Consider the following 16,692-nt stretch of genomic DNA (forward strand, 5'->3'; position numbering starts at 1 on the left):
GTACAGATGACGGGCGCTACGGCTAATGTAAATTTTGCACTACTGAAAGTCGCTTAAAAATTCAACAAAAACAGTAAGATTTGCAGGGAGCCGGCGACCGTAAGCCGCCGGCTGAGAGGGTTAATTTTGCAGCCACCAGACCGCTTCAAAAGGCCGTAGCGTCATTTCAGACGGGGCGCTTGCCACTTCGTCATAGTTGCTGATTAAGGCCGCCCAGTCGCCGTGAGGGGCATCTGGCTGCCAGTGCTGGAGCTCGGCGCTAAGGTTAGCGACCACCAACAGTGTTTGCCCCTTCCACTGACGGCGATAGCACCACAGGGACGGGTGATCGGGCAGAAGATCCTGATAATCGCCCCACGTCAGAATCGGCGTGGTTTTACGCAGCGCAATTAACTGCTGATAGGTGCAGAACACCGAATTCGGATCGTTCAGCGCCGTATCGACGTTGATCGCTTCATAGTTGTCGCACAGGGCGATCCACGGCGTGCCGGTGGTGAATCCGCCGTGCGCTTCGCCATTCCATTGCATCGGCGTGCGGCTGTTATCGCGCGATTTGCTGGCGAGGATCGCCAGTAAAGTTTGCGCGTCCTGGCCCTGCGCTAACTGCTCGGCGAACATATTGTGGCTTTCGACATCGCGGTAGTCGGTTATTTGCGTGAAATGCGGGTTGGTCATGCCAATCTCTTCGCCCTGATAGACATAAGGCGTGCCCTGCATGCCGTGCAGCACCATGGCCAGCATTTTGGCGGCAGGCAAGCGATACTCGCCTTCATCGCCAAAGCGCGAAACAATGCGCGGCTGATCGTGATTACACCAGAACAGCGCATTCCACGCGCGATTATGCATGCCCTGCTGCCAGTGGCTGAACAGCGCTTTCAGGGCGACGTAGTCCGGCTTCGCCAGCGTCCACTTCTCGCCGCCGGGATAATCGACCTTCAGGTGGTGGAAGTTAAAGGTCATCGACAGTTCTCGACCATCCAGCGCGGCGTACTGCTGGCAGTTCTCCAGCGAGGTTGACGACATTTCGCCCACGGTCATCAGCTCGCGTGGGGTAAAGACATCGCGGCTCATCTCCTGTAAGAACTCATGAGCGCGCGGGCCATCGGTATAGAAGCGACGTCCGTCACCGTCAGGGTCAGAAGGGAATGCCTGATCTTTGGAAATCAGGTTCACGACATCAAGACGCAGACCGTCGACGCCGCGATCGGCCCAGAACTCGCACACTTTTTTCAGCTCGGCGCGCACCGCCGGGTTTTCCCAGTTGAGGTCCGCCTGTTCCGGCGCAAACAGGTGCAGGTAATATTGTTCGCTCTCAGCGTGCCACTGCCAGGCGTTGCCGCCAAATTTCGATCGCCAGTTATTCGGCGGAGTGCCCGGCTCGCCATCACGCCAGATATAGAACTCGCGGTACGGGCTCTCTTTGTTCAGCGATTCACGGAACCAGGCGTGCTGCGTGGAGGAGTGGTTGAGCACCATATCCAGTACGATACGAATACCGCGTGCTTTCGCCTCGGCCACCAGTTCATCGAAATCGTCCAGCGTACCGTAAGCCGGGTCGATGGCGGTGTAATTCGCCACGTCGTAGCCGTTATCCACCTGCGGCGAGACATAAAAAGGGGTCAGCCAGATGGCGTCTACGCCCAGCGTCTTCAGATAGTCGAGGCGATAGGTCACGCCGCGTAAATCACCGGTACCACTGCCGGTCGTGTCCTGAAAACTCTTCGGATAAATTTGATAAATAACGCCGTTCTGCCACCAGTGGGGAAGAATATTCATAGTGCTGTCCTGAAATGCGAAGGGGCGCAAGGGCGCCCCAAAGTGAAAACATTAAACAATCTGCAAGGTGCCCTGACGGTGTTTACGCTGGTAAACCACCGAGGTGAGGATGATAGGAATCACGATGGCAATCAGCATTGCCAGGCTAAAGACCTGCCAGTAGGTCGGCTGGATGGAAAGAATGCCCGGCAGGCCACCGACGCCAATGCCGTTTGCCATTACGCCGCTCAGGCCGCACAGCAGGCCAGCGAGGCCAGAGCCTACCATCGCGCACAGCATCGGGAAGCGATACTTCAGATTGATGCCGTACATGGCCGGTTCGGTTACGCCGAGGAAGGCGGAGATGGCGGCAGGCACGGAAATTTCACGCTCGTTCTGCTTGCGGCTGCAAATAATAATGCCCACTACCGCAGAAGCCTGCGCAATGTTAGAGAGCGCAATCAGTGGCCAAACCGGCGTGCCGCCCATGCTTTGAATCATCTGCATGTCGATAGCAAGCGTGGTCTGGTGTACGCCGGTGATCACCAGCGGCGCGTACAGGAAGCCGAACAGCGCAGCGCCAACCGGCGCGAAGCTACCGGTCATCAGGTGACGCACGGCAAAGGCAACGCCATCACCAATCATACGGCCAAACGGGCCGATAAAGGCATGAGCAAGGAAAACCGCCAGAATCAGCGAGCAGACCGGCACAATCACCAGATAGAGGTAATCCGGTACGATGCGCTTCATGCGCGTTTCAATATAGCCGAGCGCCAGGCCCGCCAGCAGCGCCGGAATTACCTGCGCCTGATAGCCGACTTTGGCAATGGTAAACAGGCCGAAGTTCCACACTTCCGGCACCTGTTGGCCCAGCATGTAGGCGTTCATCAGTTGCGGGGAGACCAGCGTAACGCCGAGCACGATTCCCAGAATCGGCGTACCGCCCATTTTGCGCACCGCCGACCAGCAGATACCCACCGGTAAATAGAAGAAGATCGCCTCGCCAATCAGCCATAAGAAATCGTAGATGCTTTGCAGCGACGGATACATTTGCGCCAGCGTCTGGCCGTTGCTCATCGGCAGGTCGCCGATCACGTTGCGGAAACCGAGGATCAAACCCCCGCTAATCAGCGCCGGCAGCAGTGGGAAGAAGATCTCCGCGAAGTGCGAGATCATGCGTTCATGCCACTTCATATTCTGGCGCGCCGCCAGTTTGGCCTGCTCTTTATCCGCAGCCGCCTGGCCGGTGGAGGCGATCAGGGCCTGGTAGTAGTCGCCGACTTCTGTGCCAATGACCACCTGAAACTGCCCCGCGTTGGTGAAGCAGCCTTTCACCATCGGCAGTTCTTCAATAGCTTTTGGATCGGCTTTCGCCGGGTTGTTGAGGACAAAGCGTAAGCGGGTAATGCAGTGGCTGACGGTGGCGATATTATCGCGTCCGCCGACCAGCTCGATAAGTTTATCGATGTTCTGCTGATTTATTTTACTCATTATGAAAACCTCAGTGCCGAGGAGAGATATTGTGTTGATGACCTGAGCAGTAGCCTATCCGTTAACCGATTTTTGGAAAATGGGAACGTTCCCGAAACGCAGCGAGGATCACATAATTTGCGCGTTCAGGCTTAGATGAGGTTGGCGGGAATGATAATTTGACGTGGTTCAGCGCGGCCGGTTACCTGGCCGATTAGCTGTTCTGCTGCCTGGCGTCCCGCGTCGGCATAGCCGGGATCGACGGTGATAATTTCCGGGTGCAGGAACTTCATCAGCGGCGTGTTGCCGACGCTGGCAAGCTGCACGGTATCCATGCGTTCCTGCTGGAAATATTTACTCGCCCCCAGCGCCAGCGTATCGGTGGCGCACAGCAGGGCGGTGGTGTCCGGCGTCATCACTTTGCTGGCATATTCAAAGCCCTGCTTCATGGCGAGGCCGGGCAGCGCGGCGACCGGGTTAAGGTGATGTTTTTTGCAAAAAGCGAGATACGCATCGTGGCGGCGTTTGCCGGTCGTGACGTCGCTGTGGGGCACGCCAAGGTAGCTAATATGGCGATGCCCCTGGTCGTAGAGGCGCTGCATCAGGATGTTGATGGCACCTTTGTCGTCGTAGCAGACAGAGGCGAAACCTTTGGCATCGCGCGCGACCATCACCAGCGACGACTGCCAGCTCGCCAGCATGGTTTCGCTGACGCCGGTAAAACCGAATAGCACCACGCCGTCGATGTTACGTCGCTTTAACATGCCGAGATGCTCTTCCACTTTCTCCGGCGAGAACTGGCTTTCCATCATGATGGGGTCGTAACCCTGTTCGTAAAACACTGGCAGCATGGTTTGTACGGCCAGATTTTCTGAAAGGGAATCGAGACGCGTAACAATAATGGCGACCACTTTATCGCTCTGCCCACGCATCGCGCGTGCGGAGCGGGAAGGGGAGAAGCCGTGCTGATTCATCACCGCTTCGACACGTTCACGGGTACGATCGCTGACGCCGCTTTCATTATTCAGCACGCGGGAAACGGTCGATTTACCCACTCCGCTCAGGCGGGCGATATCTTTAATGGTCAGCCGGTTCTGCATCTCGTTTCCCGTGTTAATAAAATGTTATTTCAGATTAAGTGTTTCATCCTACGCAAACAATGTGCAATGAGCAAAGTCTGGTTTACGTTCGGTTTAGTTGCCGGGAGGTATTATACCGCCCGAACTGGCACAAACATTATGGTTTTATATGTATAATGTGCGGCGCTATTTATTACTTACCTTACCGGAGGCCGTATGGATCCCGATCCCACCCCTCTCCCGCACGGGAGCGTAATTTTCCGGTAAGTCAGTTTTCGCTGCCTTACCGAACATGTGAGGCAGTGACATCCCCGATGTCCCTGTAGAAAAATTAAGTGCCTGACAGGCACGGCATTGTTGCGCCTGTCAGCCGAGCTGCGTCCGTATTCTACGGATGCGGGGGACGTTTTATGCTGAAAAATATGACCCGGCAGCTGCTTGCACAGCTTAGCCGCCACCTGCCACGCCGTTTAGTCCAGCGCGACCCGATGCCGGATGGCAAAAATCTCTCTGGCGTACCGATGCCGGATTCTCTGAGCCAGCACTGCCTGAATGTGGCAATGATGGACGAAGAGGCCGTATGGCACGCTTTTGATACGCATCCGGAAGGACTCAACGAGGCCGAAGTCGCGGCTAAACGCGAGCGTTATGGCGATAACCAAATCCCGGCGCAGAAGCCCGCGCCGTGGTGGGTTCACCTGTGGAGCTGCTATCGCAACCCCTTCAACCTGCTGCTGACGGTGCTGGGCATCGTCTCTTACTCGACCGAAGATCTCTTCGCCGCCGGGGTGATTGCGCTGATGGTGGTGATTTCCACGCTGCTTAACTTTGTGCAGGAGGCGCGTTCCACTCGCGCTGCCGACGCATTAAAAGCGATGGTGAGCAACACCGCCACCGTGCTGCGCGTGGTGAATATTAAGGGCGAAAGCCGCTGGTGTGAAATACCGCTCGACCAGCTTGTACCGGGCGATATTGTCAAACTGTCGGCGGGCGATATGATCCCGGCAGACCTGCGCGTTGTGCAGGCGCGCGATCTCTTCGTCGCTCAGGCATCGCTCACTGGCGAGTCGCTTCCCGTGGAAAAAGTGGCGCGTAGCCGCGACCCACAGCAGGCGAACCCGCTTGAGTGCGATACCCTCTGCTTTATGGGCACCACTGTGGTGAGCGGCTCGGCACAGGCTATCGTCACGGCGACGGGCGGTCACACCTGGTTTGGTCAACTGGCCGGGCGCGTCAGCGAGCAGGAAAGTGAGCCGAATGCGTTCCAGAAAGGCATCAGCCGCGTCAGTATGTTGCTGATTCGCTTTATGCTGGTAATGACGCCGATCGTGCTGCTGATCAACGGCTACACCAAAGGCGACTGGTGGGAAGCGGCGCTGTTTGCGCTGTCGGTTGCCGTCGGCTTAACGCCGGAAATGCTGCCGATGATCGTCACCTCGACGCTGGCGCGCGGGGCGGTGAAACTCTCTAAACAGAAAGTCATCGTTAAGCATCTCGACGCGATTCAGAACTTTGGCGCGATGGATATCCTCTGCACCGATAAAACCGGAACGCTGACGCAGGATAAAATCGTACTGGAAAATCACACTGATATTTCCGGGAAGGCCAGCGAGCGTGTATTGCATACCGCCTGGCTCAACAGCCATTATCAAACCGGGCTGAAAAACCTGCTGGATACCGCCGTGCTGGAAGGCGTGGATGAAAATGCGGCGCGTGAGCTTTCCGGGCAGTGGCAGAAAGTGGATGAAATCCCGTTTGATTTCGAACGTCGCCGCATGTCGGTGGTAGTAAGCGAACGCCCGTCCGTACACAAACTGATCTGTAAAGGCGCATTGCAGGAGATCCTCAACGTCTCAACGCAGGTTCGCCATAACGGCGAAATCGTCCCGCTGGACGAAACCATGCTGCGCCGCATTAAACGCGTCACCGACACGCTTAACCGTCAGGGGCTGCGCGTGGTGGCGGTGGCGAGCAAGTATCTGCCCGCGCGTGTTGGCGACTACCAGCGTATTGATGAATCCGACCTGATTCTGGAAGGCTACATCGCATTCCTCGATCCGCCGAAAGAGACCACCGCACCGGCGCTGAAAGCGCTAAAAGAGAGCGGTATCACCGTGAAAATTCTCACCGGCGACAGCGAGCTTGTGGCGGCGAAAGTGTGCCATGAAGTGGGGCTGGACGTTGGTGAGGTGGTGGTCGGTAGTGATATTGAAACCCTGAGCGACGACGAACTGGCGGCGCTGGCTCTGCGTACCACGCTGTTTGCTCGCCTGACGCCGATGCATAAAGAGCGAATCGTAACGTTGCTGCGCCGCGAAGGCCATGTGGTCGGCTTTATGGGTGACGGCATCAACGATGCGCCCGCGCTGCGTGCGGCGGATATCGGAATTTCTGTCGATGGCGCGGTGGATATCGCCCGCGAAGCCGCCGACATCATCCTGCTGGAAAAAAGCCTGATGGTGCTGGAAGAGGGGGTTATCGAAGGCCGCCGGACGTTTGCCAACATGTTGAAATACATCAAGATGACCGCCAGTTCTAACTTCGGTAACGTCTTTAGCGTCCTGGTAGCGAGCGCCTTCCTGCCGTTCCTGCCGATGCTGCCGTTACACCTGTTGATTCAGAACCTGCTGTACGATGTATCTCAGGTAGCGATTCCGTTTGATAACGTCGACGATGAGCAGATTCAGAAACCGCAGCGCTGGCAGCCGTCTGAACTGGGGCGTTTCATGATCTTCTTCGGGCCGATCAGCTCCATCTTCGACATTCTGACCTTCTGCGTGATGTGGTTTGTCTTCCACGCCAACGTACCTGAAGCGCAGACGCTGTTCCAGTCCGGCTGGTTCGTGGTGGGGTTACTGTCGCAGACGCTGATTGTGCATATGATCCGCACGCGCCGTATTCCGTTCATTCAGAGCCGCGCTGCCTGGCCGCTGATTATCATGACGCTGGTGGTGATGGTCGTCGGTATCGCGCTGCCGTTCTCGCCGCTGGCGGGGTACTTACAGTTGCAGGCGTTGCCGCTCTCCTACTTCCCGTGGCTGATTGCCATTCTGGCGGGGTATATGACGCTGACGCAGATGGTGAAAGGGTTCTTTAGCCGTCGGTACGGCTGGCAGTAAAACAGTGCCGGGTGGCGCTGATGCTTACCCGGCCTACGCGCGATATGCCGTAGGCCTGATAAGCGTAGCGCCATCAGGCGCTTGCCGGGTCGCTATTAGCGACGTACCGCAATCGCTTCAATTTCAATCTTCACGTCTTTCGGCAGACGTGCAACTTCCACACAAGAACGTGCCGGGAAGGTGGCGTTGTGCTCAGTGAAGAAGGCTTCATAAGTGGCGTTAACGGTCGCGAAATCGTTAAGATCTTTCACGAAAACGGTAGTTTTCACGATATCGCCGACTTTCAGGCCAGCTGATTCAACGATTGCTTTTACGTTATCCAGCGACTGACGCGCCTGAGCGGCTACGTCTTCCGGCACTTCACCGGTTTTCGGGTTTACCGGGATCTGGCCGGAGGTGATGATCATGCTACCCAGATCAACGCCCTGAACGTATGGGCCGATAGCTGCTGGTGCATTTTCCGTCGCGAGTACTTTGCTCATGTTTTCTCCAGAATTACAGCGTTAAGAATGTTCCCGGCCATTATAACAGCCGGGATTTCATTACCAACCTCAATTAGTTGGCCAGCACCACATAATGGGAAAACTCTTTTTCGCAGTATTTACATTTGAGTGCGATATCATCGGCGCGTTTTTTCACTGCAAAGCTGGATGAAACCGGCTCGGCGTGGCTGATGCAGTTGCTGTTCGGGCAAACCAGCACGTTATCAATACGTTCCGGTAAGCTTGGGCGCGATTTACCGACCACTTCGTATTCATCGATGCGATTCACCGTCGCCTGCGGGGCATACAGGGAAAGCTGGTTGACCTGCTCGTCGGTCAGGAAGGTATTTTCGATTTTAATCAGGTCCTTGCGGCCCATTTCGCCGGAAGGCAGATTCAGGCCGATGGTGATGCGTTGGTCTGTCTCAGTCAGTTTGAACAGGGTCAGCAGCTTAAAGCCTACCTGCGCCGGGATATGGTCGATTACCGTGCCACGTTTGATGGCTTCTACCTGAAGTTTGTTATCGTGTGTCATAGTCATTTCCCCTTACAGATCCAGGTCGCGAGTCAGAACCAGTGCCAGTAACGCCTGGCGGGCGAAGATACCGTTGCCAGCCTGCTGGAAGTACCAGGCGTGCGGCGTTTTATCGACATCTGTTGTGATTTCGTCAATACGCGGCAGCGGATGCAGCACTTTCATGTTGTCACGCGCGCCTTCCAGGTCGGCGGCGCGCAGCACGAACTGCGCCTTCACGTTGGCGTATTCTGACGGGTCCAGACGCTCTTTCTGCACACGCGTCATATAAAGGATATCGACTTCCGCCATGACCTCCTCAATGGAAGAGTGGAGGCTCCAGGCAATGTCTTTCTCGTCGAGCATATCCAGGATGTACTGCGGCATCGCCAGCGCATCAGGTGCGATAAAGTAGAAACGGTTGCCGTTAAATTTCGCCAGCGCCTGCGTCAGGGAGTGAACAGTGCGGCCATATTTCAGGTCGCCGACCATCGCCACGTTAAGATTTTCCAGGCGACCCTGCGTTTCCTGAATGGTAAAGAGATCGAGCAGCGTTTGCGTCGGATGCTGGTTGGCGCCGTCACCGGCGTTTAGAACAGGAATGCCGCCGGAGAACTCGGTCGCCAGACGCGATGCGCCTTCCTGCGGGTGACGCATCACGATGGCGTCGACGTAGGTGCTAATCACCGAAATGGTATCCGCCAGCGTTTCGCCTTTTTTACCCAGCGAGGTGTTGTTGCTGTCGGAGAAACCGACCACGCTCGCGCCCAGGCGATGCATTGAGGTTTCAAACGACAAGCGGGTACGGGTTGACGCCTCGAAGAAACAGCTGGCAATCACTTTGTGCTTCAGCAATTCCGGTTGCGGGTTTGCTTTCAGCTTTGCAGCGGTAGCCAGTACCAGTTCCAGATCGTCGCGACTCAGGTCGTTGATGGAAATGATATGTTTTTGATACAGCGGATTAGCCATGTTTTTCTCCTGACGCCTGCGCAAAAAAAAAGCCCCTTAAATAAGGGGCTTCGAGAATGAGTGAGCAACGGAAAGAAAACGGCAGGCCAGCGTCTGTTTTCAGACGCGGTAAGACGCGATGTCGTACACACTGAACCATAATTCCTCCCGGCAAACGGGACGGGATTATACGCAGGTCTGTTTTTGAATCAAGTATCAGATTCATAATTTACGCGACGAAAACGATTCTCTTTGAATACTAATGCATATAAACACCACTGGTATGCAGTTGTGAACCCTCCATTGCCCTCATCATTCAATAACTATGCGCCAGCGCAAATCCCCACCAAAAAGTAGTGGTATGGCAGCCTGAATTCTCGTATAACAACTAAAAATGAAACGATGTTTTAATTGAGGTATTACCATGATTGTTGGCAACATCCATAATGTGCAGCCGTGGCTGCCGGAAGCGCTGCGCCAGGCGATCGCGCATGTTAAGGCCGAAGTGAACGATGCGACCGCGTTGGGCAAGCACCCTATCGACGGTGACCGCGCCTTTTATCTGGTCGCGGAAGATATGACCGAGCCATGTGAAAAACGTCGTGCCGAGTATCACGCGCGTTATCTGGATATCCAGATTCTGGTGAAAGGGCAGGAGGGGATGACCTTCAGCACGCTGCCTGCGGGCGCGCCGGAGACCGACTGGCTGGCAGATAAAGACATCGCTTTCCTGCCGGAAGGAAAAGAAGAGAAAACCGTCATTCTGAACGAAGGCGATTTTGTGGTGTTCTACCCGGGGGAAGTGCATAAGCCGCTGTGTGCGGTCGGCGCGCCCGCGAAAGTGCGTAAGATTGTGGTGAAGATGTTGGTTGAGTAAACGTCTTTCCCGGCCTGGATGCACACAGCATACAGGCCGGAGAGATAATTTCTTACTGGCTTAACGTCGCCACCATCACCGCTTTGATGGTGTGCATGCGGTTTTCTGCCTGGTCGAAAACGATGCTTGCCGGGGATTCAAATACCTCATCGGTAACTTCCATTCCACCGTGCATCCCATACTCTTCGGCCATTTTTTGGCCGAGCGTGGTCTGATCGTCATGGAAGGCAGGCAGGCAGTGAAGGAATTTCACCTGCGGGTTGCCGGTGAGCGCCATCATTTGGTTATTCACCTGATAATCACGCAGCAGCGCAATGCGTTCTGCCCATTTCTCTTTGGCTTCGCCCATCGATACCCACACGTCAGTGTAGATAAAGTCCGCGCCTTTCACGCCCGCCGCAATATCTTCGGTGAGGGTAATGTTACCGCCATTCTTCTGCGCCAGCGCTTTACATTCGGTCACCAGGCTCTCTTCCGGCCAACAGGCCTGCGGGGCAACCAGGCGCAAATCCAGCCCGGTTAATGCGGCGGCTTCCAGCATGGAATTACCCATGTTGTTACGCGCGTCGCCTGCATAAACCAGCGTCATTTCATTGAATGCTTTACCCGGTAAATGCTCCTGCATGGTGAGCAAATCAGCCAACAATTGTGTCGGATGAAATTCGTTGGTGAGACCGTTCCAGACCGGCACACCCGCGTACTGCGCCAGCGTTTCGACAATCTCCTGCCCGTAGCCGCGATATTGAATACCGTCATACATGCGGCCCAGTACGCGGGCGGTATCTTTAATCGATTCTTTATGGCCAATCTGGCTGCCGCTTGGGCCGAGATAGGTCACGCGAGCGCCCTGATCGTATGCGGCAACTTCGAAAGAGCATCGTGTGCGGGTTGAGTCTTTTTCGAAGATGAGCGCGATGTTTTTACCGGTCAGTTTTGGCGTCTCTTTACCGCTTTTTTTATCGGCTTTCAGTTGGGCGGCGAGTTGCAGCAGCGTGTTCAGCTCGGCAGGGGTGAAATCGAGTAATTTTAAAAAGTGCTTCTGATAAAAATTCGGCATCTTGTCCTCGCATGGCTTAGGCCACTTATTGAATTAAAATTCAATTTATATGTATGAATATGCAATTGCAACCCCGGTGCACAAATCTTTCGCGGAAAGGTGGAGGCAATGCTTGCGGTATGTGACAATAAGAGTAACGCCACATTACGAGGAACGAGCCATGGCAAACCCGGAATTACTGGAAGAGCAGCGTGAAGAGACGCGCCTGATCATTGAAGAACTGCTGGAAGACGGCAGCGATCCTGATGCGCTGTATACCATTGAACACCACCTCTCTGCCGATGACTTCGACGCGCTGGAGAAGTTTGCGGTTGAAGCCTTCAAAATGGGTTATGAAGTGACCGAGCCGGAAGAGCTGGAAGTGGAAGAGGGCGACACCGTCATCTGCTGCGATATCCTCAGCGAATCCGCGCTGAATGCCGATCTGATCGACGCGCAGGTTGAGCAACTGATGACGCTGGCCGAGAAGTTTGAAGTCGAGTATGACGGTTGGGGCACTTACTACGAAGATCCTAACGGCGAAGAAGGCGACGACGACGAAGATGACGTCGACGAAGATGATGATGGTGTACGTCACTAAGCATCACTCACCCACGGCAGCGCCCGCTGCCGTGGGGCAAGGATAAAGCATGGATTACCCGCAAATTCTCTCCCCTGTTCTCAATTTTCTTCAGTGCACCACGCCGCAGACCTGGCTTGATAAAGCCCGTGACCCGGTGAATCTGCCGCTTTTGTTAACCGACCATCTGGTGTGCGAGCTCAAAGCTGCGCAAACCGCCATGCTGCTGGTGCGTAAATATGTCGCTGATAAGCAAGGCGCGGACGCGTTGCTGGCGTGGCTACAGCCGTATGAAGCGTTTGCGTTTCGCGATGGGCCGGAGCCGGATTTTGTCGCGCTGCATAAGCAAATCGGTAAAAGCGTCATGCCGCAGACCGACGATCCGTGGGGGCAAGCGTTGATCGACAGCATGGTGCTGTTGATCAAAGAGGAGCTGCATCACTTCTGGCAGGTGCGCGAAGCCATGACCGCGCGTCAGATCCCCTATGTGAAGATAACCGCCAGCCGCTACGCGAAAGGCATGCTAAAAGAGGTGCGCACGCACGAGCCGTTGACGCTGATTGATAAACTGATTTGCGGGGCTTATATCGAAGCGCGTTCCTGCGAGCGTTTTGCCGCGCTGGCGCCGTATCTCGATGAGCCATTGCAGAAGTTTTATCTCTCACTGCTGCGTTCTGAAGCCCGCCATTATCAGGATTACCTGGCGCTGGCGCAGCAGGTATCGAAAACGGATATTACTCCGCGTGTGCGCTTCTTTGGTGAAGTGGAAGCGGCATTAATTAGCACGCCGGATGCGGAGTTTCGTTTTCATAGTGGCGTGCCGATGTGAGGCATAACCTTACAACGCTTTCAGCATCCGCACTTCACAATCCACGTGGCCGGTGCAACCCAACGGCTCGCTGATGTGCTCGAAGCCTAAGTGTTCATACAGACCAATGGCTTCGCGCAGAAACTCGGTGGTTTCGAGATAGCAGTGTTTAAAACCCTGTTCACGCGCGTGATCGAGTGCCATCAGCGCTAACTTCTTCGCCAACCCCTGACCGCGCACGGAAGGGAGAAAATACATTTTCTGCAATTCACAGATATCCGGCTCGCTACAGCCTAATGGGGCGACGCCGCCACCGCCAACCACTTGACCATCTTGCTCAACCACCCAATAGGCGGCACCTGGCTGGCTGTAGAGCTGGTAAAGCTCGTCCAGATTCGGATCGGCAACGGTGTAGCCTTTGTCAGCGGTCAGGCCATATTCGGCGGAGACCTGGCGGATAACGCTGGCAATAGCGGGATTATCGTCAGCGGCGAGCGGGCGCAGCGTGACGGCGACCGGAGATATAACACTCATAGCGAAACTCGAAATAAATGATGACGGAGATATGCAGTTAATAACACCGCAGGACAGGTGAGTGCAAGCGAGGATAATTCAGGAAGGAAAATCAGGCGGGTGCCTGAATGTAGGCCGGATAAGCAACGCGCCATCCGGCAAACAAACAGGCACAACCTCAAGGCATTACAGCGCGGCGATGACCGCCTGCTGTTCAATCAGCTTGGCTTTCGCTTCAGCGTAACCGTCCAGCTTCTCACGCTCTTTGGCGATCACCGCTTCCGGTGCGCGCGCCACAAAGCCTTCGTTAGACAGTTTGCTTTCGATACGGCTGATTTCACCTTCGATTTTCGCCACTTCTTTCGCCAGACGCGCCAGCTCATCGTCTTTGTTGATGAGGCCAGCCATCGGGATCAGCAGCTCTGCGCCGTCGATGATTTTGGTCACGGATACCGGGCCTTTGTCATCGGCTGGCAGCACGGTGATGCTCTCCAGACGCGCCAGGTTCAGCAGGAAGCTACGGTTGTCGTTCACACGACGCTGTGCATCCTGACTGCAACCACGCAGCAGCAGTTCCAGCGGTTTGCCCGGCGCAATGTTCATTTCCGCACGAATATTACGTACGGCAACGATCGCCTGCTTCAGCCACTCGGTGTCAGCCAGTGCTCCTTCATCAACCTGAGACGCATCGTATTCCGGGAACGGCTGCAGCATGATGGTGTCGGCGGTGATACCGCAAATCACTTTCACACGCTGCCAGATGGTTTCGGTAATGAAAGGAATAATCGGATGCGCGAGGCGCAGCAGACCTTCCAGCACGGTTACCAGCGTGTTACGTGTACCGCGCAGTTCAGCCTCGGAACCTCCGGTCATCACTGGCTTGGTCAGCTCCAGATACCAGTCGCAGAACTGGTTCCAGGTGAATTCATACAGAATGCCCGCAGCGATATCGAAGCGGTAGCTATCCAGCGCTTCACGGTACGCTTTCACGGTCTGGTTGAATTCCGCCAGAATCCAGCGATCCGCCAGCGACAGCGTCATTTCGCCGCCGTTGAAGCCGCAATCCTGACCTTCTGTGTTCATCAGTACAAAGCGGCTGGCGTTCCACAGCTTGTTACAGAAGTTACGATAACCTTCGAGGCGTTTCATATCCCAGTTGATATCGCGGCCGGTAGAGGCCAGCGCCGCCAGGGTGAAGCGCAGGGCGTCGGTGCCGTGCGGCTCAATGCCGTTCGGGAACTGTTTCTCGGTACGCTTACGGATTTTCTCCGCCATCTGTGGCTGCATCATGTTGCCGGTGCGTTTCTCCAGCAGGTCTTCCAGCGAAATACCGTCAACCATATCCAGCGGGTCAATCACGTTACCCTTGGATTTAGACATCTTCTGGCCTTCGTCATCACGAATCAGGCCGGTCATGTAAACGGTGTGGAACGGCACCTGCGGCTTGCCATCTTCATCTTTGATGAAGTGCATGGTCATCATGATCATGCGGGCAATCCAGAAGAAGATGATGTCGAAACCGGATACCATCACGCTGGTCGGGTGGAACTGACGCAGAGCGTCGGTGTTTTCCGGCCAGCCTAGCGTGGAGAAGGTCCACAGCGCGGAGGAGAACCAGGTGTCGAGAACGTCTTCGTCCTGACGCAGCGCAACGTCCGCGCTCAGGTTATTTTCCTGGCGTACTTCGTCTTCATTACGACCAACATAGACGTTACCGTCGTTGTCATACCATGCCGGGATGCGGTGACCCCACCACAGTTGACGAGAGATACACCAGTCCTGAATATCGCGCATCCAGGAGAAGTACATGTTTTCGTACTGTTTCGGTACGAACTGAATGTCGCCGTTCTCAACCGCTTCAACTGCCGGTTTCGCCAGCACGTCGGCACGTACGTACCACTGGTCGGTCAGCATCGGTTCGATAACCACGCCGCCACGGTCGCCGTAAGGAACGGTCAGGTCGTGCGGTTTGATCTCTTCGAGCAGGCCGAGGGCATCAACGGCGGCAACGATCGCTTTACGCGCGGCAAAACGCTCCAGTTTCTGGAACTCAACCGGGATCTCGTTGGAATAAACGTCAGATTCGTTACCTTTGGTGTCGTACACTTCCGCCGTTTCGCGGATGTCGCCGTCAAAGGTCAGAATGTTGATCATCGGCAGCTGATGACGACGACCGACTTCATAGTCATTAAAGTCGTGCGCTGGCGTGATCTTCACGCAGCCGGTGCCTTTTTCCATGTCGGCGTGTTCATCGCCCACAATCGGAATACGGCGGTTAACCAGAGGCAGAATGACATATTTGCCAATCAGATCTTTATAACGCGGGTCTTCCGGGTTAACGGCCACGCCAGTATCGCCCAGCACGGTTTCCGGGCGGGTGGTGGCGACAACCAGATAATCTTTACCGTCTGCGGTTTTCGCGCCATCGGCCAGCGGATAGCGGATATGCCACATTGAGCCTTTGGACTCGCGGTTTTCCACTTCCAGGTCAGAGATGGCGGTGCGCAGTTTCGGGTCCCAGTTTACCAGGCGTTTGCCACGGTAAATCAGGTCTTCTTTGTAGAGGCGCACGAAGACTTCTTTCACGGCATTGGAAAGGCCTTCATCCATGGTGAAGCGTTCGCGCTCCCAGTCCACGGAGTTGCCAAGACGGCGCATCTGACGGGTAATGGTGCCGCCGGATTCCGCTTTCCACTGCCAGATTTTGTCGATGAACGCATCGCGCCCATAGTCGTGACGGGTTTTACCTTCTTCAGCGGCAATTTTGCGCTCAACCACCATCTGGGTGGCGATACCGGCATGGTCGGTCCCCGCCTGCCAGAGGGTGTTTTTACCCTGCATGCGCTGGTAGCGGATCATGGTATCCATGATGGTTTGCTGGAAGGCGTGACCCATATGCAAACTGCCGGTGACGTTCGGCGGCGGGATCATGATGCAGAAACTTTCCTGGCTTTCATCGCCATTCGGTTTGAAATAGCCCTGCTTTTCCCAGTGCTCGTAAAGCGGCTGTTCGATATCGTTTGGGTTGTATGTCTTTTCCATTATTTCCAGGTTGCCGTGTTCAGGTTGAAACCAGCCACGCGGTAAGCTTTGTATCGTTCGCGCGCCAGTTGTTTAAGCGAATCTTCGTAAGGAACGAAGTCTATCACTTCTGTGAAAGCGGTGGCAAAATCTGCGAAATTGAGTCGCAGACTGATCAGTATATCGCGCGGGCTGCTGTTACGCTTTTGCGGCCAGGCAATCTCGACCGGCGCTCCACCCCGAGGGCCTTCGCCCGCGAGATTATGCGGCACAAAGCTCTCCGCCGGACGCGCCCACAGCGCTTCATCCAGGCGTATAGCCTGCTGCTCATCCTCACAGGCGATCAGCACGCGCTTACCGCTACGCCAACGTTCTGCGGCAACGTCGCACACCAGTTGCTCGACGGCGCTTAAGCCATCAACGGTGGTTTCGTTGTCCAGAAGATAGAACGTCGCATTCTTCATATATGGGGCTTCTTGTGGTGGATTTA

General features: G+C 55.3%; 16 protein-coding genes and 1 pseudogene. 4 read left to right on the forward strand and 13 right to left on the reverse strand.

Features of this window, described 5'->3' with window-relative positions; all coding sequences use genetic code 11:
* Positions 1–120 precede the first annotated feature (120 nt).
* From treC to treR, 3 genes are all read right to left on the reverse strand, one after another.
* Complete coding sequence (gene treC / locus NMC31_RS14190) at positions 121–1,776, reverse strand: alpha,alpha-phosphotrehalase (protein WP_253898325.1); 1,656 nt, start codon at positions 1,774–1,776, stop codon at positions 121–123.
* A 51-nt stretch (positions 1,777–1,827) separates the two neighbouring features.
* Entirely contained in the window at positions 1,828–3,246 is a 1,419-nt protein-coding gene (gene treB / locus NMC31_RS14195) for a PTS trehalose transporter subunit IIBC (protein WP_253898326.1), read from the reverse strand.
* A 131-nt stretch (positions 3,247–3,377) separates the two neighbouring features.
* Positions 3,378–4,325: a trehalose operon repressor TreR gene (gene treR, locus NMC31_RS14200; RefSeq protein ID WP_253898327.1), complete on the reverse strand. Its 948-nt coding sequence runs from the start codon at positions 4,323–4,325 to the stop codon at positions 3,378–3,380.
* A 389-nt stretch (positions 4,326–4,714) separates the two neighbouring features.
* Between treR and mgtA the strand changes: the two genes are divergently transcribed.
* Positions 4,715–7,423 (forward strand): magnesium-translocating P-type ATPase, encoded by a 2,709-nt coding sequence (mgtA, locus tag NMC31_RS14205; RefSeq protein WP_253898328.1) that lies wholly within the window; start codon positions 4,715–4,717, stop codon positions 7,421–7,423.
* Between the two features lie 95 nt (positions 7,424–7,518).
* Here the strand turns inward: mgtA and ridA are convergent, their stop codons facing one another.
* The 5 genes and pseudogenes from ridA to NMC31_RS26290 form a co-directional block, all read right to left on the reverse strand.
* Positions 7,519–7,905 (reverse strand): 2-iminobutanoate/2-iminopropanoate deaminase, encoded by a 387-nt coding sequence (ridA, locus tag NMC31_RS14210; RefSeq protein ID WP_149462915.1) that lies wholly within the window; start codon positions 7,903–7,905, stop codon positions 7,519–7,521.
* Positions 7,906–7,978: 73 nt separating this feature from the next.
* Positions 7,979–8,440, reverse strand: a complete 462-nt coding sequence (pyrI, locus tag NMC31_RS14215) for an aspartate carbamoyltransferase regulatory subunit (protein WP_149462916.1) — start codon at positions 8,438–8,440, stop codon at positions 7,979–7,981.
* Between the two features lie 12 nt (positions 8,441–8,452).
* Positions 8,453–9,388: an aspartate carbamoyltransferase gene (gene pyrB / locus NMC31_RS14220; RefSeq protein ID WP_253898329.1), complete on the reverse strand. Its 936-nt coding sequence runs from the start codon at positions 9,386–9,388 to the stop codon at positions 8,453–8,455.
* Positions 9,340–9,519, reverse strand: a complete 180-nt coding sequence (locus NMC31_RS14225) for a pyrBI operon leader peptide (protein WP_436650360.1) — start codon at positions 9,517–9,519, stop codon at positions 9,340–9,342. The genes pyrB and NMC31_RS14225 overlap by 49 nt, the downstream gene beginning before the upstream one ends.
* Positions 9,462–9,593 (reverse strand): annotated as a pseudogene (locus tag NMC31_RS26290) (pyrBI operon leader peptide); the annotation flags it as partial. The pseudogene NMC31_RS26290 and the gene NMC31_RS14225, both read right to left, overlap by 58 nt.
* A gap of 198 nt (positions 9,594–9,791) precedes the next feature.
* On the opposite strand from NMC31_RS26290, the gene NMC31_RS14240 reads away from it, so the two are divergent.
* On the forward strand, positions 9,792–10,244 hold the full coding sequence (locus tag NMC31_RS14240) for a YhcH/YjgK/YiaL family protein (protein WP_149462923.1): 453 nt from the start codon (positions 9,792–9,794) through the stop codon (positions 10,242–10,244).
* 52 nt (positions 10,245–10,296) lie between these two features.
* Here the strand turns inward: NMC31_RS14240 and argF are convergent, their stop codons facing one another.
* A complete protein-coding gene (argF, locus tag NMC31_RS14245) occupies positions 10,297–11,301 on the reverse strand; it encodes an ornithine carbamoyltransferase (protein ID WP_253898331.1) in 1,005 nt (334 codons plus the stop codon).
* On the reverse strand, positions 11,271–11,444 hold the full coding sequence (gene argL / locus NMC31_RS26295; RefSeq protein ID WP_436650368.1) for a putative translational regulatory protein ArgL: 174 nt from the start codon (positions 11,442–11,444) through the stop codon (positions 11,271–11,273). The genes argF and argL overlap by 31 nt, the downstream gene beginning before the upstream one ends.
* Before the next feature lie 17 nt (positions 11,445–11,461).
* On the opposite strand from argL, the gene rraB reads away from it, so the two are divergent.
* Both rraB and miaE read left to right on the forward strand, forming a co-directional pair.
* On the forward strand, positions 11,462–11,881 hold the full coding sequence (gene rraB, locus NMC31_RS14255) for a ribonuclease E inhibitor RraB (protein ID WP_253898332.1): 420 nt from the start codon (positions 11,462–11,464) through the stop codon (positions 11,879–11,881).
* A gap of 49 nt (positions 11,882–11,930) precedes the next feature.
* Positions 11,931–12,689 carry a tRNA isopentenyl-2-thiomethyl-A-37 hydroxylase MiaE gene (gene miaE, locus NMC31_RS14260; protein ID WP_253898333.1) on the forward strand — a complete coding sequence of 253 codons (759 nt, stop codon included), beginning with the start codon at positions 11,931–11,933 and terminating at the stop codon, positions 12,687–12,689.
* A gap of 9 nt (positions 12,690–12,698) precedes the next feature.
* On the opposite strand, the gene NMC31_RS14265 is transcribed toward miaE, so the two are convergent.
* The 3 genes from NMC31_RS14265 to holC form a co-directional block, all read right to left on the reverse strand.
* Entirely contained in the window at positions 12,699–13,202 is a 504-nt protein-coding gene (locus NMC31_RS14265) for a GNAT family N-acetyltransferase (protein ID WP_253898334.1), read from the reverse strand.
* Positions 13,203–13,367: 165 nt separating this feature from the next.
* On the reverse strand, positions 13,368–16,223 hold the full coding sequence (locus tag NMC31_RS14270) for a valine--tRNA ligase (protein ID WP_253898335.1): 2,856 nt from the start codon (positions 16,221–16,223) through the stop codon (positions 13,368–13,370).
* Entirely contained in the window at positions 16,223–16,666 is a 444-nt protein-coding gene (gene holC / locus NMC31_RS14275) for a DNA polymerase III subunit chi (RefSeq protein ID WP_108476199.1), read from the reverse strand. Before holC ends, NMC31_RS14270 begins: the two co-directional genes overlap by 1 nt.
* Between the last annotated feature and the right edge of the window lie 26 nt (positions 16,667–16,692).

The sequence above is a fragment of the Pseudocitrobacter vendiensis genome (assembly GCF_943590815.1).
GTDB classification, from domain to species: Bacteria; Pseudomonadota; Gammaproteobacteria; order Enterobacterales; family Enterobacteriaceae; genus Pseudocitrobacter; species Pseudocitrobacter vendiensis.

What these genes read in the sequence shown, in the direction of transcription:
- holC (WP_108476199.1), bottom strand. Translation starts at nt 16,666, where the DNA reads ATGAAGAATGCGACGTTCTATCTTCTGGACAACGAAACCACCGTTGAT.
- treC (WP_253898325.1), bottom strand. Translation starts at nt 1,776, where the DNA reads ATGAATATTCTTCCCCACTGGTGGCAGAACGGCGTTATTTATCAAATT.
- NMC31_RS14270 (WP_253898335.1), bottom strand. Translation starts at nt 16,223, where the DNA reads ATGGAAAAGACATACAACCCAAACGATATCGAACAGCCGCTTTACGAG.
- ridA (WP_149462915.1), bottom strand. Translation starts at nt 7,905, where the DNA reads ATGAGCAAAGTACTCGCGACGGAAAATGCACCAGCAGCTATCGGCCCA.
- pyrB (WP_253898329.1), bottom strand. Translation starts at nt 9,388, where the DNA reads ATGGCTAATCCGCTGTATCAAAAACATATCATTTCCATCAACGACCTG.
- argF (WP_253898331.1), bottom strand. Translation starts at nt 11,301, where the DNA reads ATGCCGAATTTTTATCAGAAGCACTTTTTAAAATTACTCGATTTCACC.
- treR (WP_253898327.1), bottom strand. Translation starts at nt 4,325, where the DNA reads ATGCAGAACCGGCTGACCATTAAAGATATCGCCCGCCTGAGCGGAGTG.
- pyrI (WP_149462916.1), bottom strand. Translation starts at nt 8,440, where the DNA reads ATGACACACGATAACAAACTTCAGGTAGAAGCCATCAAACGTGGCACG.
- NMC31_RS14265 (WP_253898334.1), bottom strand. Translation starts at nt 13,202, where the DNA reads ATGAGTGTTATATCTCCGGTCGCCGTCACGCTGCGCCCGCTCGCCGCT.
- mgtA (WP_253898328.1), top strand. Translation starts at nt 4,715, where the DNA reads ATGCTGAAAAATATGACCCGGCAGCTGCTTGCACAGCTTAGCCGCCAC.
- NMC31_RS14240 (WP_149462923.1), top strand. Translation starts at nt 9,792, where the DNA reads ATGATTGTTGGCAACATCCATAATGTGCAGCCGTGGCTGCCGGAAGCG.
- treB (WP_253898326.1), bottom strand. Translation starts at nt 3,246, where the DNA reads ATGAGTAAAATAAATCAGCAGAACATCGATAAACTTATCGAGCTGGTC.
- miaE (WP_253898333.1), top strand. Translation starts at nt 11,931, where the DNA reads ATGGATTACCCGCAAATTCTCTCCCCTGTTCTCAATTTTCTTCAGTGC.
- rraB (WP_253898332.1), top strand. Translation starts at nt 11,462, where the DNA reads ATGGCAAACCCGGAATTACTGGAAGAGCAGCGTGAAGAGACGCGCCTG.